General features: G+C 49.5%; 19 protein-coding genes and 1 other annotated feature. Of the genes, 17 read left to right on the top strand and 2 right to left on the bottom strand.

Going from position 1 to position 23,683, the window contains the following annotated elements; genetic code table 11:
• The first annotated feature begins 246 nt into the window (after nt 1-246).
• The 3 genes from ABCW45_RS11205 (at nt 247) to ABCW45_RS11195 (ending at nt 3,344) form a co-directional block, all read left to right on the top strand.
• Complete coding sequence (locus ABCW45_RS11205) at nt 247-1,191, top strand: D-2-hydroxyacid dehydrogenase (protein WP_015555082.1); 945 nt, start codon at nt 247-249, stop codon at nt 1,189-1,191.
• A gap of 82 nt (nt 1,192-1,273) precedes the next feature.
• Nucleotides 1,274-2,455 carry a M20 metallopeptidase family protein gene (locus ABCW45_RS11200; RefSeq protein WP_117485802.1) on the top strand — a complete coding sequence of 394 codons (1,182 nt, stop codon included), beginning with the start codon at nt 1,274-1,276 and terminating at the stop codon, nt 2,453-2,455.
• Between the two features lie 145 nt (nt 2,456-2,600).
• On the top strand, nt 2,601-3,344 hold the full coding sequence (locus tag ABCW45_RS11195) for a zinc ribbon domain-containing protein (RefSeq protein WP_343220856.1): 744 nt from the start codon (nt 2,601-2,603) through the stop codon (nt 3,342-3,344).
• A 165-nt stretch (nt 3,345-3,509) separates the two neighbouring features.
• Here the strand turns inward: ABCW45_RS11195 and ABCW45_RS11190 are convergent, their stop codons facing one another.
• Nucleotides 3,510-4,943 carry an APC family permease gene (locus tag ABCW45_RS11190; protein WP_343220855.1) on the bottom strand — a complete coding sequence of 478 codons (1,434 nt, stop codon included), beginning with the start codon at nt 4,941-4,943 and terminating at the stop codon, nt 3,510-3,512.
• Between the two features lie 476 nt (nt 4,944-5,419).
• On the opposite strand from ABCW45_RS11190, the gene ABCW45_RS11185 reads away from it, so the two are divergent.
• Both ABCW45_RS11185 and ABCW45_RS11180 read left to right on the top strand, forming a co-directional pair.
• Nucleotides 5,420-6,727, top strand: coding sequence for a putative ABC transporter permease (locus tag ABCW45_RS11185; RefSeq protein WP_343220854.1), 1,308 nt, complete (start codon nt 5,420-5,422; stop codon nt 6,725-6,727).
• Between the two features lie 75 nt (nt 6,728-6,802).
• Nucleotides 6,803-7,531: a purine-nucleoside phosphorylase gene (locus tag ABCW45_RS11180; RefSeq protein ID WP_343220853.1), complete on the top strand. Its 729-nt coding sequence runs from the start codon at nt 6,803-6,805 to the stop codon at nt 7,529-7,531.
• Between the two features lie 161 nt (nt 7,532-7,692).
• Here ABCW45_RS11180 and pckA read toward each other — a convergent pair whose 3' ends face one another.
• The gene (gene pckA, locus ABCW45_RS11175) at nt 7,693-9,297 is read right to left on the bottom strand and encodes a phosphoenolpyruvate carboxykinase (ATP) (protein ID WP_343220852.1); all 1,605 of its coding nucleotides are present in this window, start codon (nt 9,295-9,297) and stop codon (nt 7,693-7,695) included.
• 503 nt (nt 9,298-9,800) lie between these two features.
• Here pckA and ABCW45_RS11170 point away from each other — a divergent pair.
• The 12 genes from ABCW45_RS11170 (at nt 9,801) to mgtE (ending at nt 23,674) form a co-directional block, all read left to right on the top strand.
• Nucleotides 9,801-10,292, top strand: coding sequence for a MarR family winged helix-turn-helix transcriptional regulator (locus ABCW45_RS11170; protein WP_015555074.1), 492 nt, complete (start codon nt 9,801-9,803; stop codon nt 10,290-10,292).
• Nucleotides 10,293-10,501: 209 nt separating this feature from the next.
• A complete protein-coding gene (locus ABCW45_RS11165) occupies nt 10,502-12,406 on the top strand; it encodes an ABC transporter ATP-binding protein (RefSeq protein ID WP_343220851.1) in 1,905 nt (634 codons plus the stop codon).
• A gap of 77 nt (nt 12,407-12,483) precedes the next feature.
• Nucleotides 12,484-14,271 (top strand): ABC transporter ATP-binding protein, encoded by a 1,788-nt coding sequence (locus ABCW45_RS11160; RefSeq protein ID WP_343220850.1) that lies wholly within the window; start codon nt 12,484-12,486, stop codon nt 14,269-14,271.
• Nucleotides 14,272-14,497: 226 nt separating this feature from the next.
• The gene (locus tag ABCW45_RS11155) at nt 14,498-14,716 is read left to right on the top strand and encodes a hypothetical protein (protein ID WP_021905908.1); all 219 of its coding nucleotides are present in this window, start codon (nt 14,498-14,500) and stop codon (nt 14,714-14,716) included.
• A 127-nt stretch (nt 14,717-14,843) separates the two neighbouring features.
• Nucleotides 14,844-15,106, top strand: a binding site (T-box leader).
• Nucleotides 15,107-15,278: 172 nt separating this feature from the next.
• Nucleotides 15,279-16,712: a proline--tRNA ligase gene (gene proS, locus ABCW45_RS11150; RefSeq protein WP_015555070.1), complete on the top strand. Its 1,434-nt coding sequence runs from the start codon at nt 15,279-15,281 to the stop codon at nt 16,710-16,712.
• Nucleotides 16,712-17,278: a biotin transporter BioY gene (locus ABCW45_RS11145; protein WP_021905906.1), complete on the top strand. Its 567-nt coding sequence runs from the start codon at nt 16,712-16,714 to the stop codon at nt 17,276-17,278. Before proS ends, ABCW45_RS11145 begins: the two co-directional genes overlap by 1 nt.
• A gap of 30 nt (nt 17,279-17,308) precedes the next feature.
• On the top strand, nt 17,309-18,541 hold the full coding sequence (locus ABCW45_RS11140; RefSeq protein WP_343220849.1) for a CCA tRNA nucleotidyltransferase: 1,233 nt from the start codon (nt 17,309-17,311) through the stop codon (nt 18,539-18,541).
• A gap of 359 nt (nt 18,542-18,900) precedes the next feature.
• Entirely contained in the window at nt 18,901-19,896 is a 996-nt protein-coding gene (locus ABCW45_RS11135) for a protein kinase family protein (RefSeq protein WP_117470953.1), read from the top strand.
• Nucleotides 19,897-20,033: 137 nt separating this feature from the next.
• Entirely contained in the window at nt 20,034-20,489 is a 456-nt protein-coding gene (gene nrdR, locus ABCW45_RS11130; RefSeq protein WP_015555067.1) for a transcriptional regulator NrdR, read from the top strand.
• Between the two features lie 117 nt (nt 20,490-20,606).
• Nucleotides 20,607-21,140 carry a YqeG family HAD IIIA-type phosphatase gene (locus ABCW45_RS11125; RefSeq protein WP_215705157.1) on the top strand — a complete coding sequence of 178 codons (534 nt, stop codon included), beginning with the start codon at nt 20,607-20,609 and terminating at the stop codon, nt 21,138-21,140.
• A 102-nt stretch (nt 21,141-21,242) separates the two neighbouring features.
• Nucleotides 21,243-21,800 (top strand): elongation factor P, encoded by a 558-nt coding sequence (efp, locus tag ABCW45_RS11120; protein WP_118599501.1) that lies wholly within the window; start codon nt 21,243-21,245, stop codon nt 21,798-21,800.
• A gap of 506 nt (nt 21,801-22,306) precedes the next feature.
• Complete coding sequence (gene mgtE / locus ABCW45_RS11115; protein ID WP_117470944.1) at nt 22,307-23,674, top strand: magnesium transporter; 1,368 nt, start codon at nt 22,307-22,309, stop codon at nt 23,672-23,674.
• Nucleotides 23,675-23,683: the final 9 nt, after the last annotated feature.

The raw sequence follows: 23,683 nt of genomic DNA, 5'->3' as shown, positions 1-23,683 counted from the left end.
CATAAAGAGCATTAGGTTCTGAATATTGGGGATGCTGTCGGGGAGTGTGTCCGACGGCATCCCTTTTAAGTTGTTGGCGTCTGCGAGAGGGCGTTGACGGCATGACGGCTATTAAGAAAATAAAACATATTCGCGAAAATGCTTTACAAAATTAGTTTGGTTTTGTAAAATATAATGAGAGCAGGGTAATTCCTGTTCACTGAGGGTTTGGGGAATAATTTCATTTCTTGAAAGGAGAATTTTATTATGAATTGCCTTATCATTGATAAAGTATGGGGTGGTATCGCTGAGGAACTCAGCAAATGCATGAATGTTAAAACAGCTGACAATCTTCCGTCCAGCAAAGAGCAGCTTATCGCTGAGATCGGTGATGTTGATGTCCTGATCATGCGTGTAGACCCGAAGATCGACAAAGAGATCCTCGACGCAGCTAAGAACTTAAAGGTTATCGGCGTTTGCTCCGTTGGTTTAAACCATATCGATATGGAATATGCGAAATCCAAAGGAATTCAGGTATTCAACGCACCGGGCTTAAATGCAAACGCAGTAGCAGAGTTAACAATCTCCAAGATGTTAGATATCTCCCGTGGAACCTTTACAGCAAACTACGATGTAAAATATAACCATGAGTGGGATAAGTACAAATTCGAAGGACGTGAGTTAAGAGGAAAGACTCTTGGTATCATGGGATTCGGCCGTATCGGTCAGCGTGTAGGCGAGCTTGGCCGTGCATTCAAGATGAACATCGTTGCTTACGATCCGTTCCTTCCGGACGACGTATTTAAGCAGCAGTGCGCAACAAAGGCTTCTATCGACGAGCTGATCAAGGTTGCTGATTTCATCTCTATCCATGTACCGCTGACACCGGAGACAAAGAATCTCTTCAATAAGAAATCCATCGCTGAGATGAAAGACGGCGCTGTTGTTCTTAACATGAGCCGTGGCGGTATCGTAAACGAGGCTGATATGTATGAAGCTCTGAAAGAGGGCAGAATCGGCGGCTACGCAGCAGACGTTATGGAGAACGAGCTTGCAGGCAGCGGCTTAACAGGTAATGATACATTCGCAAGCCCGCTGTTCGAGTGCGATAACTTCATCGTATCCCCGCACATCGGCGCTCAGTCTGTAGATGCTTCTAAGGACATCGGTGTTCATATCGTTGCTAAAGTTAAAGAGGCTCTTGGTTTATAATTCAGAGAACTCAGAAGAACCCGGAGACGGATTGTCGCCGGGTTCTTTTCATTAAGACTTCAAAAATAAGGAGGACATAAAAATGGGCACAATTACGGAGTCAGCAAAGGCTTTCATGCCGAAATTATCTGAAATCAGAAGAGATTTTCACATGCACCCGGAGGTTTCCCAGCATGAGGAAAGAACCGGAAAGAAGGTAGCAGAGTATCTGAAGGAGATGGGATGCGACGAAGTATATGAAAATGTCGGCGGATACGGTGTAGTCGGAGTTATCAAGGGAAAGAAACCGGGTAAAGTCGTTGCTCTCCGTGCGGATATGGACGCATTACAGATCCAGGAGATGAATGAGGTTCCTTATAAGTCCCAGAATGACGGTGTTATGCATGCCTGCGGACATGACAACCACATGACGGGTCTTCTTGGTGCTGCAATGCTTCTCTGCGAGAGAAGAGAAGAGATCGCCGGAACGGTGAAACTGATCTTCCAGCCTGCGGAGGAGATGTCTCCGGTTGGCGGATCCAGAGGAATGCTCCATTCCGGATATATGGATGATGTGGAAGCTGTATTCGGTCTTCATGTATGGCCGGATCTTCCGCACGGCAAGATCGGGGTGAAGGCAGGTCCGTTAATGGCTGCAACAGACCACTTTACGATCAATATCCATGGTAAGACTGCCCATGGCGCAAAACCGAATCAGGGTATTGACGCTGTTGTTCTCGGTTCCCAGTTCGTTATGGCCGCACAGACCATCGTCAGCAGAAAAGTTGATCCGCTTGACAATGCTGTTGTGACATTCGGTATTTTTAACGCAGGAACAAGATACAACATTATCGCAGGTGACTGTACACTGGACGGAACCGTTCGTACATTAAATGAGGACACCCGCGCGATGATCGAGGATTCTATGAGAAAGACTCTCGATGGTCTCTGCTTACAGTCCGGCGCAACTGCTGATATCAACTATGGTCATGGCTATCCGGCACTTGTAAATCATGAGGAGGACGCTGAGCTGATCCGCAATACAGCAATCAAGCTCTTCGGCAAAGATGATGTTGTGGATGTAAAACTCCCGGCTATGCCGGCGGAGGACTTCTCCTTCTATCTGAAAGAGAAGAAGGGCGCATTTGTATGGCTCGGCACCGCAAAACCGGAGCAGGATCCGGTATGGCCGCTGCATAACAGCCGTTTCGATGTGGACGAGGATATCCTCTGGAGAGGTTCTTCCCTGTTAGCACAGACTGCGATCGATTATTTAAATAAATAATGGATGATCCTGGGGCGGCGGTTGGAGTAGAACTCCGGCTGGTCGCCCTGTTTTGTCTATGTGGTCAGCAGTTGAAAATACATGGTGAAACCACGATAACGAAAGGGGTCCGTTTGGAGGATTCCTTACAGCAGGAGGAAACGATATGACAGCAGGAAACGCGATCCTCATCGTCGCGATCGTGACTGGGCTGGGTCTGATCGGAGCTCTCTTTTTTGTGATGTTTAAGATCCGGCAGATTTCGCGGGAATTTTTCGGAACCTCGAGTCTGATCGAAGGGCTGAAGCGCCAGGAAGCGCTGGAGGACGATACACCGAAGTCGGTGTCCGGAATGACGAGGGTGGAGCTTCCGCGGATCGAGAAGGATTTCCCGGAGTTTCACTGGCCGGAGTGGAAGCAGAGGTGTGAGAATCAGTTAAAGGGCTATCTGGAGGCGCTGGAGCACCGGGATCTCTCTTACCTCGGAAAGGTGTCTGTGTCCTTAAAGGATCAGGTACGGCTGAAGATCGAGGAGATGGAAGAGAAGGAGATCCGGGAGGAATTTGATGCCATCCATGTCCATCAGACGGAGATATCCAGATACGACAAAGATCCGGGAAAATGCCGGATCAGGATCCAGTCCTCAGTGGAGTATCTGCATACTTTAAAGACCCCGAATAAAAAGAAAAATGTGGAGAGGGAAAAGGAACAGCACCGCTTCAATTTGGAGCTGGTCTACATCCAGGATATCACAAAGATACGCGCCGGAGAGACCGCCATCGGCGTCAGCTGTCCCCACTGCGGTGCCCCGATTGCAGGTCTTGGTGATCGGGTCTGCCCATACTGCGGCGGCGCCGTGGAACCGGTGAATGTGAGAGTGTGGGAGTTGCATCGGATCGAGGAAGTGTGAAGAAAAGCTTAAAATGCGTATAGAAAAGACTCTGGAGTTCTGATGTATATGATCAGAATTCCAGAGTCTTAGTTTTTTTGAAGGAGTAAGGCAGAAATATAGAATGTTGGAATGAAAAAAGACCCAGGAAAATGAATTCCTGAGTCTTTTTATTACCGAAATAAATTATTCCGCCTTTGCAACTTCCCGCTTTTTGATCTCCGGTAAGATCAGACCGAGGGCTGTGAGCACGATCGGTGTGATTACATTTAATGCTGTGGAAGCGATATCACCTTCCACGTACATTCCGAGGAGACAGCATGCAGCTGTTACGAAGAAGCACCAGCCACCGGCAACGAGAGCAACGGTCTGGTTCTTTGTGAATTTGTATTCCGGGTTGAACTTATTGAGGGATTTTCTGAGAGCAATATATGCTGCGAATACCCATAAGTAACGAAGCGGCATGGTTACGGAGTTCAGTTTGTTTAACTGAGTCAGTACGGCTGCTGCGCCCGGTACGAAGGACTGGATCAGGATGATACTTCCGGATAAGCAGATAACCATCTTGATACCGTTGATGTATGCGCCGTGCTCGTTCTTCTTTAAGAGACCGGACGGGACGAACTGTCTTGCATCCTCGTTGTCAAGAAGCATACGGAGCGGAGCGTCGATACTTAATACAAGTGTGGAGAACTGACCAATGGCGTTGCATGCTGCGTAGATAACGAGCAGGAGATTGCCGACATGGTAGTACTCACCGAGCTTCTGGAAGGACCAGTAAGCGCCGTTGGAAACATAGGACTTAAAGCTGTCCTGACTCTCGTTGATGACAGCCGGATCAAACATCATACCCATTGCGATACTTCCGAGGATCGCGCAGACCATAACCATAACGGCTAACATGATCATACCCTTCGGGAATCCCTTGGACGGATCTTTTACCTTATTTACATAAGGGGAGATCTTCTCACATCCGCCTACGGCGAATACAAGGATGGAGAGGGATGTGAAGTAGTTCACGTTAAACTGCGGGATCAGACCTTTGATGCTGTAATCAGCAGAAACGAAACCGCCGTTCGGGTTGATTGCCGGAGCTGCGAACATCATTAAGATGAACAGGATAGACATTACGAACATACTGGTACCGGCGATAGTAGCTAACTTCTTTAACGGGTTTAAGCCGCGGCTTGCAACCCAGCAGAAGAACAGGAACACCGCGAGTGTTGCCATCTGCACCGCGATCGTCGGGAATGTGTCGTAAGTGGAGCCATTCTGGAATACCATCCAGCTTAATGCCTTTAATCCGCCGCTGCCTTTACTTGCAATGTAAGTTACATGGCAAGCCCAGTAAGTCCAGCCTGCGTAATAAGCGCATTTCGGGCCGATTGTTTCGTGGATCCAGGAGCTTACGCCGCCGCCGGACTGTTTGAAGGCGGAGCCGAGCTCACCTACCATCAGGGCATACGGCACGAAATAGAGTGCGAACATCAGAACCCAGCTGAAGATTACCTGTACTCCGTTGAAGTAAACGAAGCCATTCAGCACGTTTCCGAATCCCCAAACCGTGGAGAATGCCATGAAGGCCAGGGTGTACCAGTCGATTTTCTTGGTGTTTTCCATAAGAAACCTTCCTTTGATATAAAATTGTATTTGTCCGCATAGCGCGAACTTGTCTAGTATAACATATAATTATGGAAATATGAACAATTTATTATGAGAAAAAAATTGGAAATCAATTAAGAAAATTTGGTAGAAATCCATAAAAATGCAGGAAAAAGGTCGGATCGAAAAGATTTTCTAAAGAAAAAGGGGGGACAGAGAGAAAAATGAAAGGAATGAGGGATTGGGGCAGCGGTGTGGTGGGAGATGCCCTTATTTAAATAGGAAAACTTTGAAAAAGCGAAATAAAAGAAACATATTCTATATGAAGAAGAAATGTGGTAGAATATCTGGATACATGTTTTGCTTTTTATAGAAGCAGGATGAAAAGTAAGGGAATGAAAAAGCGGAGGACAGTATTCCGGGGAACAGATGCAAAAATGAGGCAATGCTTCCGGGAAAACAAAAGAAAAATCAGGAGAGGATAGGTACAAAATATGGGGTATACAGGATTTGAGCGACTGTGGCTGTTCTTTGCGTTCAGCTTTTTCGGCTGGGTCCTCGAGACGGTGACAGCGGCAGTTCGGCAGAGACGGTTTGTAAACAGAGGGCTCGTGAATGGGCCGTTCTGCGTGCTTTACGGTATTACGGGAACCGCGATGCTTGTTGTCTGCCGGGAACTGCATGGAATCTGGCTGTTTCTCGGCAGTATGATCTTTTCGACTCTGGCGGAGTGGATCGCTGGCCATGTGATCGAGAGGATGTACCATGAGCGGTGGTGGGATTATTCCCACATGAAATGGAACCTGGACGGATATATCTGTGTGCCGGTGTCTATCGTATGGGGCGTTCTTGGTGCCGCTACGATGCGGTGGGGTGCACCGGTCCTGGTGCGGGTATTCCGGATGCTCCCGCGGACTCCGGGGCATCTGATCGTGTGGATTCTGGCGGCTGTGCTGGCGATGGATGTCACGGCGACCTTATGTATCTTATCCGGCAGAAGCCGCAGGATCCGCCAGTGGGAAGGCGTGGATTCCTGGCTCACAGGTGTGAGCTCAAGGCTTGAGCGGAAGATCTATGGCTGGGTGGACCGCCGTATCCAGAACGCCTACCCGGAGGCGGTATACCGGGAGGAGCTCCAGGCGGAGGCTGAGCAGAGAAAGACGATATTCGCCTATGGCCTCTGTTTTTACAAGATCGCGCTGCTTCTGGTAGTCGGCGCATTCCTCGGAGATATCGTGGAGACGATCTTCTGCCGGGTGACGGCGGGCGTGTGGATGAGCCGCAGCAGCTTTGTCTGGGGACCGTTCAGCATCGTCTGGGGCGTGGCCCTGGCTGCGGCTACGATGCTGCTGTACCGCTACCGGAAGTATTCCGACCGGTTCCTGTTCTTTATGGGAACATTCCTCGGCGGTGCCTATGAGTATACCTGCAGCGTTTTGACAGAAATGCTCTTTGGAAAAGTTTTCTGGGACTACAGTAAGATTCCATTTAACCTTGGCGGGCGGATCAATCTTTTGTATTGCTTTTTCTGGGGAATTGCGGCTGTGGCATGGATCAAGGGTATCTACCCGGTAATGTCCGCCTGGATCGAGAAGATTCCGATAAACTTCGGAAAGGCAGCGACATGGCTTCTCCTGATATTTTTCTGCGTGGACATGGCGGTCTCCGGGCTGGCCCTTGTGCGAAGCAGTGAGAGGGAAAAGGGAATCCCGGCGGATTCCGCCTGGCAGCAGGTGATGGATGAGCATTATGGGGATGAGATGCTGAAAAAGATCTATCCGAATGCGCTGAAAGTGGAGTAACCATGGTTTCCGGCAGACAATCCGGTGAAATTATGGTAGGATATACATATGAAAGAAAAAGGAGCGTGAATACAGATGACGATGCATAATCATGCCGAAGTCGGCGAAATTTCTGAGCGGGTCGTCCTGGTAGGAGATCCGAACCGGGCGAAGTATATCGCGGAACATTATCTGGAAGATGCGGTGCTTGTGAATGATGTGCGGTGTGCGTACTGCTATACGGGAATGTTTGAGGGAGTACGGGTATCTGTGATGGCAGTCGGAATGGGCGGACCGTCCATGCTGATCTACGCCACGGAGCTCTGCAGGGATTATGGCTGTAAGATCCTGGTGCGGGCAGGTACCTCCGGCGGCTATCGGGACGATATGAAAAACTTCGATATCGTCCTGTCCCAGGCGGTCAGCACCACCAGCGGAATCAACGACAACATGTTCAACGGACATTTCTCACCGGTGGCAGATTTCGGGCTTTTGAGCACCGCGAAACGCATTGCGGATGAGGAACATCTCGTGACGTACGTGGGCGGAACGGTCTGCAACGACAGACTTTACCGCGACGAAAATTATAAGTCGAAGATGTGGAAGAAGTACGGTATGCTGTGCTCTGAACAGGAGGGTTGCGCATTTTATACGGCGGCAGCAGAGTTTGGATGCCGGGCTCTGATGATGGTGGGAATCACAACAGGAATCCGCTATGACGAGAACGGACAGGAGATCTTTGTGGACCTTCCAGAGCGGGAACATGCCCAGTCCATGGATGATCTGGTACGGCTGGCGCTTAAGACGGCGGCACATGCGGAGTAGAGAGCGCTGAACAGGAAAGACCAGCTTATAGTAGGAGCGGATCCTGCTGGCTCAGAATGTTAAGGATCGTAATAGTGATAAGATGCAAAAAGAGGACACTGCACGTTACATGCAGTGTCCTCTGACATTTATCAGCTTATAAAGCTAAATCAGTAAGACGATCAGATCTGCGGGCCAGCTGCAACGAGGGCTTTACCAGCTTCGTTACTCTCATATTTTGCAAAGTTCTTGACGAATCTGCCTGCGAGGTCTTTTGCCTTCTCTTCCCAGTCAGCAACGTTTGCGTATGTATCACGCGGGTCGAGGATCTTGGAATCAACGCCCGGAAGTTCGGTCGGAACTTCGAAGTTGAAGTGCGGGATCTTCTTTGTCGGTGCGTTTAAGATATCGCCGTTTAAGATCGCGTCGATGATTCCACGGGTATCTTTGATGGAGATACGCTTGCCGGTTCCGTTCCAGCCTGTGTTAACGAGGTATGCCTTAGCGCCGCTCTTTTCCATCTTCCTAACAAGCTCTTCCGCGTATTTTGTCGGATGGAGCTCCAGGAATGCCTGACCGAAGCAAGCGGAGAAGGTCGGTGTCGGCTCTGTGATTCCGCGCTCTGTACCAGCAAGCTTTGCTGTGAAACCGGACAGGAAGTAGTACTTTGTCTGCTCCGGAGTCAGGATGGATACCGGCGGAAGTACACCGAATGCATCTGCGGAGAGGAAGATCACGTTCTTAGCTGCCGGACCTGCGGAGATCGGGCGAACGATATTTTTAATATGGTCGATCGGATAGGATACACGGGTGTTCTCGGTTACGCTCTTGTCAGCGAAGTCGATCACACCGTCTTTATCAAGTGTTACGTTCTCGAGAAGAGCATCACGCTTGATCGCGTTGTAGATATCCGGCTCGGATTCTTTATCAAGGTTGATAACTTTAGCGTAGCAGCCGCCCTCGAAGTTGAATACTCCGTTGTCGTCCCAGCCGTGCTCGTCATCACCGATCAGGAGACGCTTCGGATCTGTGGAAAGAGTTGTCTTACCTGTTCCGGAAAGTCCGAAGAAGATCGCTGTGTTTTTGCCTTCCATATCTGTGTTAGCGGAGCAGTGCATAGATGCGATGCCCTTTAACGGAAGGTAGTAGTTCATCATGGAGAACATACCTTTCTTCATCTCTCCGCCGTACCAGGTGTTGATAATAACCTGCTCGCGGCTTGTGATATTGAAGACAACAGCTGTCTCGGAGTTTAAGCCGAGTTCCTTGTAGTTCTCAACTTTTGCCTTGGATGCGTTATAAACAACGAAATCCGGCTCGAAGTTCTCAAGCTCTTCAGCAGTCGGCTTGATGAACATGTTCTTTACGAAGTGTGCCTGCCAAGCGACCTCAACGATAAAACGGATCGCCATGCGGGTGTCTTTGTTTGCGCCGCAGAATGCGTCGACAACGAAAAGTCTCTTGTTGGAGAGCTCTTTTAATGCGATATCTTTTACTGCCTTCCAGGTTTCCTGGGAAGCCGGATGGTTGTCGTTCTTATACTCGTCAGAAGTCCACCATACAGTATCTTTGGAATTTTCATCCACAACGATAAATTTATCTTTCGGTGAACGGCCGGTGTAGATACCGGTCATAACATTAACTGCTCCGAGTTCGCTGACCTGTCCTTTTTCGTAGCCTTCGAGTTCCGGCTTCATTTCCTCCTCGAATAACATCTCGTAAGACGGGTTGTAGACGATCTCTGTGGTTCCGGTGATGCCATACTTGCTTAAATCAATCTTTGCCATCGCTTATCTAACCTCTTTTCATAAATTTGGTCCCGACCGCAGTGGGGCAGGACTATCGTCTTGTACATGTTCAGGGTTGAACAGGTACCATTACCTGGAAATTTTACAGGCAATAATGATATCTTTCACTTCCATTATACATGAAATTTGGACAAAATCAACAACAAAATGGCAGACTTTGTTAAAATAATATCATTCTTTTACTGGATGCCGTTTTTCATACTGAAATTTTAAGAAAATAAAGTAAAGACATTATTTTCAAAGAAAAAGCAGAAATATGAGGTTGACAAAATTAGATAGTTGTACTATCATCCAATTTAGATGATGGTACAACTATCTGGAGCAAAATTGTGTTAAAATTTGCATAGTGGTGAGACAGGACGGATATGAACGAGGGAGTCCGCCGGGATTTGCGATATTGTAATTCTATGGAACAGGAATAAGATACGCAGATAGCGTGAAGCCGGGAGAGCAAAAGTAAAGCGATATTTGGAGGAGACTTTATGGACCAGACTGGAAGAAAGATCACAAAGATCGCCCGTGAGGTTGGAAAGTTCACGGTGCAGACCATGAAGGAAGAGGGGATCGGAACAGCAGAATTCGATTTTATCCATCTCGTGCGCCACAATCCGGGAATCACCCAGACGGAGGTACGGGAGACTCTTAAGATCGATAAGGGCGCTGCGGCGAGGCGGGCGGCAAGCCTGGAGGCAAAAGGGTATCTCGAGAGAAAGCCGAATCCGGCGGATGGAAGAAGCCAGCTGCTTTACGCGACAAAAAAGGCGGAGGCATTAAAGAATTCGAAGGCGAGTATCGAGGCGGTCTTTTATGAGTGGCTGCTGGCGGAGCTGCCGGAGGAGGAGAAAAACGCATTTTGTGAGACGCTCGACAAACTGTACTGGCGGTCGAAGAATGAGCGGAGAGCTGGATTTGTGGATGTAGCGGAGTTAGTGGAGAAGCATAAGGAAGAGAATATAGAGGGTGCAGATGAATAAAAAAAGATGTAAAAAATAGAACTGTTTGAAGCTGGGATCTTGAAAGCAGCGGTGATAATAAAGAGAATGAGAAATTCTGGGTCTGGTGCAGAAAAAAGATATTTTTGAAGAAATTGCAGCAAAAATAAAAACAGACACTCCGGACGAAGCTGCTTCAGAGAGAAATCGGTAACTCAGAAAAGTTTATAAGACTTCAGGAAAGAACAGAAATGGAAAAGAAAAATTTTCGCCCAGATAAGATCATGATGTATTTCCAGGCAGAATGGAAGGTTCTGGCGTTGATCACAGTGTCGGGATTGATCTATAACCTGGGCCTCATGGCGGGGCCATGGTTTGAGGGAAAGATGGCGGGCTGTCTGATGCAGATCCTGACTGGGACGGAGCGTTTTCCGGCGATGCTCCGGCTGGCGCCCGCCTATGTGATCGTGATCGGAACGGTGCAGCTGGCGAGATATATCAAGCGGTTCTATGTGCGCCGGTTCGCCAACAATGTAAACCGGCGGATGAAGCGGATCCTGTACCGGACACTGATACATAAATCCCGTGTGGAGCTGGAAAAAGAGGGCGCCGGAAACGTCATCACGAAGGCGATTTCCGACGTGGATGACTGCGTGGAAGGTATGAGAAAGTTTACCACAGAGATCTTTGATACAGGTGTGGCGCTTTTCGGATATGTGTGCATGCTGCTCTATTACGACTGGAGACTGGCGCTCTGTTCCATGATCTTTCCCCCTTTTTCCTATATTATAGCAGAGAAGATGAAACGGATCGTCCAGACAACGGGAGCAGATTACAAGAAGCAGACCGGAAAGCTCAATGCGGTGACCCTGGACCGGATCACCAACGCCATTACATACCGTGTTTTCGGATGTGAGAAGGAGCGCGGGGAGAACTACGAAGTCCACTTAAAAGAGTATGAACAAGCAGCTGTAAAGGCGAATATCTGGAACGCGGCTCTGCCGCCGGTCTACAAGGTGATCGCCATGGCGGGAACTGTGATGATCCTGTATTTCGGTTCAGAAAATATCCTCAGAATGGGCTGGACGTCATGGGATGTGGCGGCATTTACCACATTCCTGGCATGTTACGCGAAGCTCTCCGATAAGTCCTCGAAGGCGGCGAAGCTCTTCAATGCGGTCCACAAGGCGCAGGTTTCCTGGAAGAGGATCCATCCGTACATGGAGCGGGCGTCTGAGGCTGTGGAGAAAGATGAGATCGCGGCGCAGAATGAAAACTACAATGCTGAAAACTCCGACAAGGATATGAAGAATGGACCGGGAGGCAGTGCGGTGCATAAATCCGGGCAGCAGTCAGAAAAGAACAGCGTCAAAGAAAACGTAGCCGTAGCTGATCATCTCACTTTCGCCTATCCGGGCAGTGACCCGATCTTTAAGGAGATTTCCTTCACCGCGAAACCAGGTCAGATCGTCGGCATCACGGGGCCGGTGGCGTGCGGAAAATCTACACTGGGAAAGAGTTTTCTCTGCGAATATCCGTATGAGGGTCATCTGACTTACGGCGGCAGGGAGCTTTCCTCCTACACGGAAAATGAGCGGAGCCGGATCATCGGGTATCTTGGACATGATCCGGAGCTTTTGGGAGACAGCGTGGAAAACAACGTGCTCCTGGGGGATGATGACAACGTCTGGACATGGCTTAGGGCTGTATGCTTCGACGAAGAGGTCCGGGAGATGGAGGAGAAGGAGAAGACCGTTGTGGGAAACAGTGGCGTCCGTCTCTCGGGAGGGCAGGCGGCGCGTCTTGCGTTGGCGAGAACACTCTGCCATGGAAAGCCGGTGCTGGTTCTGGATGATCCGTTCTCGGCGCTCGACAGAAATACAGAAAAACAGGTATTTGAGCATGTGAAGGAGCTCTCGAAAGACAGGATCGTGTTCCTGATCTCCCACAGACTATACCTGTTCCCGGAGTTCGACCAGGTGATCTGGATGGACCAGAAGATGGGAACATGCAGCAGCCATGAGAGGTTGATGGCGGAAAATCCGCAGTACGCGGAGCTTTACAGGGCGCAGGTTTCGGAGAAAGATGAAAATATTCTGTCAAGTGAGAAAAAGGATCATCCTGACGGCGCACAGAAATATGAAGATATTGAATAGACAACGAAAAGAAGCGGAAATCGCGGGAATCCATCAGGGAGACCGCGTGAAAATTCTGGGGAGAGGAGATGGAAATCATGACTGCAAATAGACGTATCAGCGCGGCATCGATTATCGGAAATACCGTCGTGCGGGAAAAATGGCTTTCCATCGGAATCATTCTGACGGTGACGGGTGCCGTTGTCATTTCCCTGCTTCCGCCTCTCGTTCTCGGAAAGATCATTGACCGGATCGCCGGCGGAAATTTCCCGGGATTTTCCATGGCAGCAGAGTATTTTCTGCTGATCTTTTTGTCGGGGGCGCTGGAGTCCTTGAGAGAAAGTTTCCTGACTGTGTTTGGACAGAAGATGACCCATGCGTTCCGAAGCGAGCTTTCGAAGAAGCTTGTCCGGCTGAGCGCTGACACATTAAATAAGGAAGAGCCGGGTGCTGTGGTATCCAGGTTTGTGGGCGATGTAGATACCGTGGAGGCATTGTTTACCTCCGGAATCATCAGCATGTTCGCGGATGCCTGCAGAGTCATCAGTATCTTTGCGGTGATCTGGTTCCAGAACCGGGGACTTGCGCTGCTTCTTGTTGTATTGATTCCGGTGATCTTTGCGTTCACGAGAATCGTCCAGAAGCAGATGCTGACGGCGCAGTTAGAGAATCGCGCGGCAATGAGCCGTGTCACAAATCATGTTCCGGAGACAATCCGGTGTATTAGAACGATCCATACACTTGGAAAAGAGACGTATATGGAGAAAAGGTATGATGACTATATCGGGGAGAGCTATTCGGCGGTCGAGAAGACGAACTTTTACGACGCTGTTTACTCGCCGTTGATCCTGTTCCTGAATGCGGTGGCGGTGGCGATCGTCATGCTGCTTGCGGCATCCGGAAACGCGAAGATCCTGGCATTGTTCGGCATGTCCGTGGGAAAATCTGTCGCAGTCATCAACTATATTTCCCAGGTATTCTCGCCGATCGAGAACCTCGGCATGGAGATCCAGACGATCCAGTCGGCGGTTGCGGGTGTTTACCGGATCAACGAGTTTCTGGCGAAGCCGGAGAGGGAGATGGTAGAAGAGAGAGCACTTGTGGATTCCAGACATACAGTTGGAAAGAATGGCGCTGTACAGGAATTAGAGAATGCGCAGGGGAGAGCGGAGAATAGTTCCGGGGACACCAGTGCGGCGAGTATAGATTTAGACGCGGCCAAGGTAAATGATAGCGGAATTTTCGAAAATACAGAACCATGCGTGGAGTTTAAAGATGTCACCTTCGGCTACGACGACCACATCGTTTTAAATGACATGAATTTCGCAATCTATCCGGGCGAGCAGGTAACGCTGACGGGACGTACCGGCGCCGGAAAGAGTACGATCTTTAAGCTGCTTTTAGGACTCTATCGCCCGAATTCCGGTGAGGCTCTGATTGAGGGCGAGGCGGCATATCGGCTCTCTGACAAGGAGAAAAGAAAGAAGTTCGGCTATGTGGAACAGTCCTTTCATATGGTTCCGGGCACGGTTCGCGACCAGATCACACTGTTTGACCCGGCGATCGGGGACGAGGCGGTGCAGGCGGCCGCGAAGCTCGTGGGACTCCATGGGACGATCGTGAGCCTGGATGATGGCTATGACACATTATGTAAACCGGAGATATTCTCCCAGGGTCAGTGGCAGCTCTTATCCATCGCGAGAGCCGTTGCCGGAAAACCTGGGATCCTGCTTCTCGATGAGATCACGGCGAACCTTGACGCGGAGACGGAGGAGATGGTGCTCCGGGCATTAAAGAGCGCGTCGGAAGGGCGTACTGTTATCTCGATCTCCCACCGTGTTTACCAGAAGGACGGAACTGGGCGGCTCATTACCGTGTATGGATAGGGATTTTCTGAACTGAAAATCCCGTACAATACAGTTATGGCAGCGGATTTTGCCGATTTGGAATGCGAAGCATCGGCAAAATCGGTTACAGTTCATGTAAGCATGAACTGTAACATCAGATCAGGTATTTAGCGATTGGGAGCTGATTTATATTTACAAATGTTGACAGTGGGAATATAATAAGCCGAAGAAATCCTCGAGATTTTGTTTGACGGGAGGCGAAATCATGTCAATTTTATTTGCGATCATATTTCTTGTCGTGATCTTTAAGTGCGTTGGTCTTGTGCTTGGCGTATGTGGAAAACTTCTCGGCGCGGTGCTGAGCTTGTTTGGATTTATCTTATCCATCGCTGTCGGAGCAATCGTATTCGGAATTTCCACGGCATTTGCATTGGTGCTGTTATGCATCGCGGCGGGATGGCTGTTGATCAAGCTGATATTTTAAAGATCGTGTGTTCAGAATGGACACAGAAAGTGTGAGACTCCGGGATGGTGATGCCGGCCTGCAAAATCCGTCCCGGAGTCTTGACAAACATGGAAAAATCCATTAAAATCCATCATATATGCATATCAGACAGGCATTGAAGAGGGAAAGTAGATGAATGGCGGCATCCCAGAGAGGAAGCAGACGGTGAGAGCTTCCATGTGCGCGTTGTTGAACCGGCCTCGGAGCTTTGTGCGAGAGATGTGGAAAACGGCAGTGAAAACAGATTGCCGCAGTGAATGACTACATTGCTAAGTACAGCGTAGATCCGGCGTTAACGGATATCAGAGGAGAGTTCCCGTAAAGTGCGGGAGCTAATTTGGGTGGTAACGCCGGCTGTCGGTCCCTTTTGTGGACGACAGCCTTTTTTATATAACAGGAAATTCCGAGGAATTCCCTGTTGCATAAAAAGGCACATTCTTTTTCGTTTCCACGGGGAGTGCCCCGGAACGGAACAGGCGTCCTGCATCCTCAGAAATTTTAGATGTATGCAATCCAAGAATTCATATAAAGGAGAAAAGCAATGGCAAGAGAGAAGAAACTTGTGGAATCCATCACTTCTATGGAAGACGATTTCGCGCAGTGGTACACAGACGTTGTAAAAAAAGCAGAATTATGTGATTATGCAAGCGTAAAGGGCTGCATGGTCATCAAACCGGACGGATACGCGATATGGGAGAACATCCAGCATGAACTGGACAAGCGCTTCAAAAAAGCAGGCGTAAAGAATGTTTACATGCCGTTATTCATCCCGGAGAGCTTACTTGATAAAGAGAAAGACCATGTAGAAGGCTTCGCACCGGAAGTTGCATGGGTAACACAGGGAGGTCTTGAGCCGCTTCAGGAGCGTCTCTGCGTCCGCCCGACATCCGAGACTTTGTTCTGTGATTTCTACCAGAAAGACATCCACTCCTACCGTGACCTTCCGAAGGTATACAACCAGTGGTGTTCCGTAGTAAGATGGGAGAAGACGACAAGACCGTTCCTCCGCTCCAGAGAGTTCTTATGGCAGGAAGGCCACACCGCACATGCGACAGCAGAGGAAGCTCAGGAGAGAACGATCCAGATGTTAAACCTCTATGCAGATTTCTGCGAGGATTTCCTTGCGATCCCGGTCGTTCGCGGACAGAAGACAGATAAAGAAAAATTCGCAGGTGCTGAGGCAACCTATACCATCGAGTCCTTAATGCATGACGGAAAGGCACTCCAGTCCGGAACCAGCCACAACTTCGGCGATGGCTTCGCAAAGGCTTTCGGCATCCAGTATTCCGATAAGGACAACCAGTTAAAATATGTTCACCAGACCTCCTGGGGTATGACGACCCGTATGATCGGTGCCATCATCATGGTACACGGTGACAACGAGGGTCTTGTACTTCCGCCGAACGTAGCTCCGACTCAGGTTGTGATCGTTCCGATCCGCCAGCAGCAGGAGGGCGTTCTTGAGAAGGCAAGAGAGGTCGAGGAGGTTCTCTCCAACTTCCGCGTAAAAGTTGATGATTCTGATAAGAGCCCGGGCTGGAAGTTCTCCGAGTCCGAGATGAGAGGAATCCCGGTCCGTGTAGAACTTGGACCGAAGGATATCGAGGCAGGTCAGGCTGTATTAGTACGCCGTGACACCCACGAGAAGATCACCGTTGCTTTAAGCGAGATCGCAGAGAAGGTGGATGAGCTCTTAAAGACGATCCAGCATGACATGTACGAGCGTGCGAAAGCACACCGTGACGCCCACACCTACGACGCACACAACATGGAAGAGATGAAGGACATCGCTGACAACAAGCCGGGATTCATCCGTGCGATGTGGTGCGGCTGCCAGGAATGCGAGGACAAGTTAAAGGAGCAGGTCGGCGTGACCTCCAGATGTATGCCGTTCAAGCAGGAGAAGCTTGCTGAGACCTGCGTATGCTGCGGCAAACCGGCAACCAAGATGGTTTACTGGGGCAAAGCATATTAATGAAGCAATGGAATATCAGGGATCTGACGCTCGGAGGGCTGTTTACAGCCCTCATCGGCGTCGGAGCTTTTCTCAAGATCACGATCCCGGTACAGCCAGTGCCCATGCACTTTACGCTGCAGTTTTTCTTTGTGCTGCTTGCGGCGCTTTTGCTTGGATCAAAAAGGGCATTTGCCAGCGTGCTGACATATCTGGTGATCGGATTGTGTGGGATCCCGGTCTTTGCCACGGGCGGTGGTCCGGCGTATCTTTTAAAGCCTACATTCGGCTTTTTGATCGGATTTGCGGCGGCGGCCTATGTGACGGGACGTGTATATGAGATCAGGAAAAGTACATCTTTTTCCTGGCTTTTATTTTCTGCATTCTGGGGACTTCTCGCAGACTATGGCTGCGGGATGATCTATTTTTATGTGTGCAGCAATTTTGTCCTTGGCGTAAGCGTCGGATGGAAGGTCGTGTTTGTCAACTGCTTTCTTCTGACGGTCGGTGAGGATTTTATTTTATGTGTTCTGGCGGCAGTTTTGGCGAAACGGCTGATCCCAGTTCTTAAGAATCTGGGGAAATGATTACTAATTTATAAGGAGGAAACCGGACCGGTGAGAATTGAGATGCCCTATGAGGCGGAATGGATCATTGACAATATACGAAGCCATGGATACGAGGCATTTATCGTCGGAGGCTGTGTCCGGGACGCAGTCCTCGGGAGAATTCCGGGGGACTGGGACATTACAACCTCCGCAAAGCCGGAGCAGGTGAAGGAGATCTTCGGGAAAACCGTGGATACAGGCCTTAAGCATGGAACGGTGACGATCATTAAGAATGGAAGCGGCTATGAGGTCACCACATACCGGATCGACGGGGAATATCTGGACGGAAGACATCCGGAGACGGTTGAGTTTACGCCGGATCTCAGGGAAGATTTAAAGCGCCGGGACTTTACGATCAATGCCATGGCATACAGCCATGAGACGGGGATCGTGGATGAGTTTGAGGGCATGGAAGACCTGAAGCGCCGGGTGATCCGGTGCGTTGGCTGTGCGAAGGACCGGTTTACGGAGGACGCGCTGCGGATTCTCAGGGCAGTGCGGTTTGCGGCACAGCTGGACTTCGTGATCGAGGATGAGACGTACAAGGCCATTGCTGAGATCGCGCCGAACCTCGTCCATGTGAGCAAGGAGCGGATCCAGGTGGAACTCACGAAGCTTCTGCTGTCGGATCATCCGGAGAAGATCTGGATGGTGGACGCGACGGGGATCGCGGAGTATGTGACGCCAGGATTTACGGAGGTGTTTGAACGGGAACTGGAGAGCAGAAATTCCATGGATCCGTTAAAAGAATGCTGGGCTGGCATCGCTGCGCTTCCGGCGGACAAATCCCATAGATGGGCCGGTTTCCTGCGCCATATGACAGCGGAGCAGGCGGTGAAGATCCTTCGCGGATTAAAGCTTGACAATGATACTATTGGAAACGTAAAGAACATGATCACGGCATTCCAGGCACCGCTTGCGGTCGATAAGGTCGAGATCCGGAGACTTTTAAGCCGGGTGACGGAGTACCAGTTCCTTGGAGCCATGCAGCTAAAGAAGCTGGACGGAGATGAGACAGTTCCGGGGATCCTGCGGCTTTTTGAGGAGATCAAAGAGGCAGGAGACTGTGTGAGCCTGAAGCAGCTGGCGGTCAACGGAGGCGATCTTCTCGCAAAAGGTCTGGAAAAAGGAAAGCAGATCGGCGACGGGCTCATGTACCTTTTGAATCTGGTGCTTGAAAAACCAGAATTAAATAAAAAAGATATATTATTGGAGAAAATCAATCAATTTAAAGAGAAATAAAAATGTCAGTAGGGACATCTGCAGAGAATTTTGCAGGTGTCTTTTTTGGTGCAATAGGAAATTCCAAGGAATTCCCTATTACATAAAAGGCACTAACGTGTCGATGATGCGCACTCGCGCGAAAATGTAGGTTGTCGCAAGCGGCCGCGCGAGGCGCGAAAATGTGCCAAGGCACATTTTTTTATTTAACGACGGGCAGCCAGAAAGCAGGAAAAAACGTACAGGCCGTATTCTGGAAACAGGGGAATAATCCCTCCTTTCATTTCATATCTTGTGCAGAAGGAAATTCCGGCAGCAGGATGAGGGCCGGAATTGTTGTCGATGGAAAAGGTCAGAGCAGGATATGGGGGGATAGAATCGTGATCGACTGGAAGGAAGAGGCGGAGAAGACGTACGGATTTCGGGTGGATGTGCTGCGGAGAGGACGAGGATCCTGGATCCTTGAGACGGATCTGGGACTGCGGCTTTTAAAGGAATATCGTGGAAGTGTGAACCGCCTGGAGTTTGAGGAGGCGGTTTTGCAGTCTTTAGATGGAATGGAGACTCTGAAGGCGGACCAATATGTGAGAAATTCTGAGGGGGAGCTGTTGTCGACGGCGGAGGATGGGACCAGATATATCGTGAAGGAATGGTTCGCGGACCGGGAATGTGACCTGAAGGATGAAAGAGAGGTATTGTCGGCGGTGCGGGCATTGGCGCTTCTGCATCGGCAGTTCCGCATGATCAAACGGCAGGAAACGTGGAATATGAGATCCATGATCTCACTGCCGCTCTTTGAGGCCATGCGCCGCCATAACCGGGAGTTAAAGAAGGCGAGGACATTTATCCGCGGAAAGCGGAAGAAAAATGAATTTGAGCTCCGAGTGATCGGAAATTTTGAAATTTTCGCGGCCCAGGCCGTGGAAGCAGAGCGGGGCATGGAAAGGCTGTATGAGATTCACGGAAAAGAGATCGCAGATGGGTACGCGGTCTGCCATGGGGAGCCGGATTACCACCATATCCTGATCGGAAACGGATACACGGCGGTGACGGAGTTCAACCAGATGCACCTGGGTGTCCAGATGGAGGACCTGTATTATTTCCTCAGGAAGATTATGGAAAAGCATGACTGGAATGAGCGGCTGGGACGGCAGGTCATGGAGTCCTACGAACGGGTGCTGCCGGTCTCGGAAGTGGAGCGGCAGGTGCTTTATTACCTGTTTTTATATCCGGAAAAGTATTGGAAACAGATCAATTTTTATTACAACGCCAATAAGGCATGGGTGCCCGCGAAGAGTACGGAGAAGATCAGAAAGCTGGAGGCGCAGCAGGAGGCGAGGGAGAGCTTTATACAGACAGTTATTCAAGGCGTGTAAGGAAAAAGCCAGGAGATCGGAATTACGGATAAAGAGCAAAAGACTTGCGGAACCAGAGGATAGTGTGATAAGATATGGTATAAAAATGCGGCCGTGAGCGGAAAAATAGTACGGTCGGCAGCAAAGGAGGAAGTCCCATGAAATGTCCGTTTTGTGGTGCCCAGGATACAAAGGTCATCGACTCGCGTCCGGCTGATGATAACAGCTCGATCAGACGCCGACGTCAGTGCGAGGAGTGCGGAAAGCGCTTTACGACATATGAGAAATTAGAGACACTGCCGCTTATGATCATCAAGAAAGATGATTCCAGAGAACCGTACAATCGTGCGAAGATCGAAAACGGAATCCTTTTGTCATGTCATAAGCGTCCGGTCTCCCCGGACCAGATCACGAAGATGATCGACGAGATCGAGAAGCAGATCTTCAGCATGGAAGAGCGTGAGATCCCGTCCGTGACCATCGGCGAGCTTGTCATGAAAAAACTCAAGATGGTGGACGAGGTTGCATACGTCCGTTTCGCGTCTGTCTACAGGGAATTTAAGGATGTGAACGCGTTTATGGATGAATTGGCTAAGTTCTTAAATAATAAATAACAGCAAAAGAGGCGGTTTGGCTGTGTACCGGTCTGCAAAAGGGTCAATGAATGACGTTGTTCACCCGGATAAAAACAGGAGCAGGTATGGCTGAAGTGCTGAATTAAGGGTAATATTATGTTTGAAACATTCTATCCGGGGAACTATGTGGACAGCGCATACGAGATCCCGTACGAGAAACTTTATGAGAGAGGATACCGGGGAATCATCTTCGATGTGGACAATACCCTGGTTCCCCACGGGGCACCGGCGGACAAGCAGGCGATCGAGCTCTTTGAGCGGCTCCGCGCCATCGGCTTTTCCACCTGCATCCTTTCCAATAATAAGGAGCCGCGTGTATCACCTTTTGCGGACAAGGTGGGAAGTCCCTATATTTTTAAGGGTGGGAAACCGTCGAGAAAAGGCTACGAGCGGGCTATGGAGCGGATGAAAACGGACCGTGATACCACTTTTTTTGTCGGCGACCAGCTGTTTACGGACGTCTGGGGCGCAAACAGGACAGGCCTCTATTCGATCCTTGTAAAGCCCATCAATCCAAAAGAAGAGATCCAGATTGTCCTGAAACGGTATCTCGAGGCGGTAGTTCTCATGTTTTACAGGAAACGATTGAAAAAAACGGGGCGGACAGCCGGGGATTTTTGCAAAAAATAGTTGAAAACCGTTGGAGAATAGTATAGAATAGGATAGAATCAGCGATAAGCGTGAAATTTGAAATGAAATAATTGGAAACAGTTTTAAGGAGGATTATCATTTATGGTATCAGCAGGTGATTTCAGAAATGGCGTTACACTTGAAATCGATGGACAGGTTGTTCAGATCTTAGAGTTCCAGCACGTAAAACCGGGTAAGGGTGCTGCTTTCGTTAGAACAAAATTAAAAAACGTTATCAACGGCGGTGTAGTTGAGAGAACCTTCCGTCCGACCGAGAAATTCCCGGCAGCAAGAATCGACCGCGTAGATATGCAGTATCTGTATGCAGATGGTGACCTTTACAACTTCATGGATGTTAACACATACGAGCAGATCGCATTATCCTCTGACGTTGTTGGCGATGCATTAAAGTTTGTAAAAGAGAACGAGACTGTGAAAGTCTGCTCCTACAACGGCAAGGTATTCTCTGTTGAGGCTCCGTTATTCGTAGAGCTCGAGATCACAGATACAGAGCCGGGCTTCAAGGGCGATACAGCTACAGGCGCAACAAAGCCGGCTACTCTTGAGACAGGCGCTCAGATCAACGTTCCGTTATTCGTTAACCAGGGTGACCGCGTTAAGATCGATACACGTACTGGTGAGTACCTTTCCAGAGCTTAATCCACGCAGTATTATAACCCCAGGAAACCTTATGTTTCCTGGGGTTTTCGTTCCATAAAACGCTGTAAAATACGCACAACCAGTAACGTAATAGTAACAAACTAATAACACTGTGTTCATGAACGCTGCCAGCCCATATTCTGGCAGCTTTTTGTCATTGTTCACGGGTAGGAATTTTCTGAACTGAAAATTCATCTTCTTCACGAAAAATTGCGTAACCGGTTGCCAATTGGGTAAAATTTTCTTATAATGGAAAGCACAGAGAAAGGAAGTGAACACATAATGGAAGGTCGAAGTCATACGATGGAAGCAGACGCACACCCTGAACCAGTGGCAATAGGCATGACAGGGACGATCTGTTATGTGTATTGCCGAATTTAACTGTACAGGAGCTTGTGGACCGGCGCAGGGGAAATGCGGCGGCTGCAGGTGTCTTTGCTTCCATAATCGCGTGAAAAGATCAGCAAAATGCTGAGTGAAAACAACTGATTATGGGGGAAAAGAAAATGCCGAATGATGGAAATGAGACATTTGACATGGAGCATCTTCTGGATCTGGCGAAGGAGAAAAAGTACCGCCTGTTAAAGGAAGAGCTTGTGGAACTGAACGAGGTGGATATCGCGTCGTTCATCGAAGAACTGGATTCCGAGCGTACGGTCATCGTGTTCCGGATGCTGCCGAAGGCGCTGGCGACCGAAGTGTTTGCCGAGCTTCCGGTGGACAAGCAGAGTCACATTATCAACAGCATCACCGATAAAGAGCTTTCCGAGATCGTGGAAGAGCTTTATGTGGATGATGCCGTAGACCTGGTGGAGGAACTTCCGGCAACGGTGGTCCGCCGTGTCCTTCAGAACACGAAGCCGGAGACGAGAAAGCTGATCAACCAGTTCTTAAACTATCCGGAAAACACAGCCGGAAGTATCATGACGGCTGAGTACGTCGGATTAAAGAAGACTATGACGGTGGAACAGTGTTTCGCCTATATCCGTCATCACGCGGTGGATTCCGAGACGATCTACACCTGCTATGTGATGGACGAAAAACGAATGCTGGACGGCGTTGTGACGGTGAAGGATCTTCTCCTTCAGCCCTATGAGCGCCTGGTGGGCGATATTATGGACACCCACGTCATCAAAGCCCAGACGACCGATGACCAGGAGCAGGTGGCGGACACGATGAACAAGTACGGTCTGCTCTCCATGCCGGTAGTTGACAGTGAGGACCGCCTTGTGGGGATCATCACCGTTGACGATGTCATGGAAGTCATGGAAGAGGAGGCCACCGAGGACTTCGAGAAGATGGCGGCGATGCTGCCGAGTGAAAAGCCGTATCTAAAGACCGGCGTCTTCACATTGGCAAAAAACAGGATCCCGTGGCTTCTGATCTTAATGCTTTCCAGTACGATCACCGGCGGAATCCTCGTAAAATATGAGAATGCCTTTGCGGCGATCCCGCTTCTTGTAAGCTTTATCCCGATGCTTATGGATACCGGCGGAAACTCCGGAAGCCAGAGCAGCACCATGATCATCCGTGGTATGGCTATCGGCGATGTGGAGCCTTCGGATATCCTGAAGGTCGTGTGGAAGGAAGTACGGGTCGGCGTGATCGTTGGATTTGTTCTGGCGGTGGTAAACTTTATCCGTCTGATGATCCAGTATCCGGGCAACACGATGATCTGCGTGACCGTCGTGATCAGCCTGTTCTGTACGGTTATCGTTGCGAAGACGATCGGATGCACACTGCCGATCGGGGCGAAGGTCTTAAAGCTTGATCCGGCGATCATGGCGTCACCGATGATCACGACGATCGTGGATGCGGTGAGTCTGATGGTGTACTTTAATCTGGCTTGTCATTTATTAGATATGACGGTATAGAAAAAAAGA

Origin of the sequence: Pilosibacter fragilis (assembly GCF_032490495.1) — a bacterium.
GTDB lineage: Bacteria > Bacillota > Clostridia > Lachnospirales > Lachnospiraceae > Pilosibacter > Pilosibacter fragilis.
Note: the sequence above shows the minus strand (reverse complement) of the source record. Positions and strands in the feature narration are given on the sequence as shown.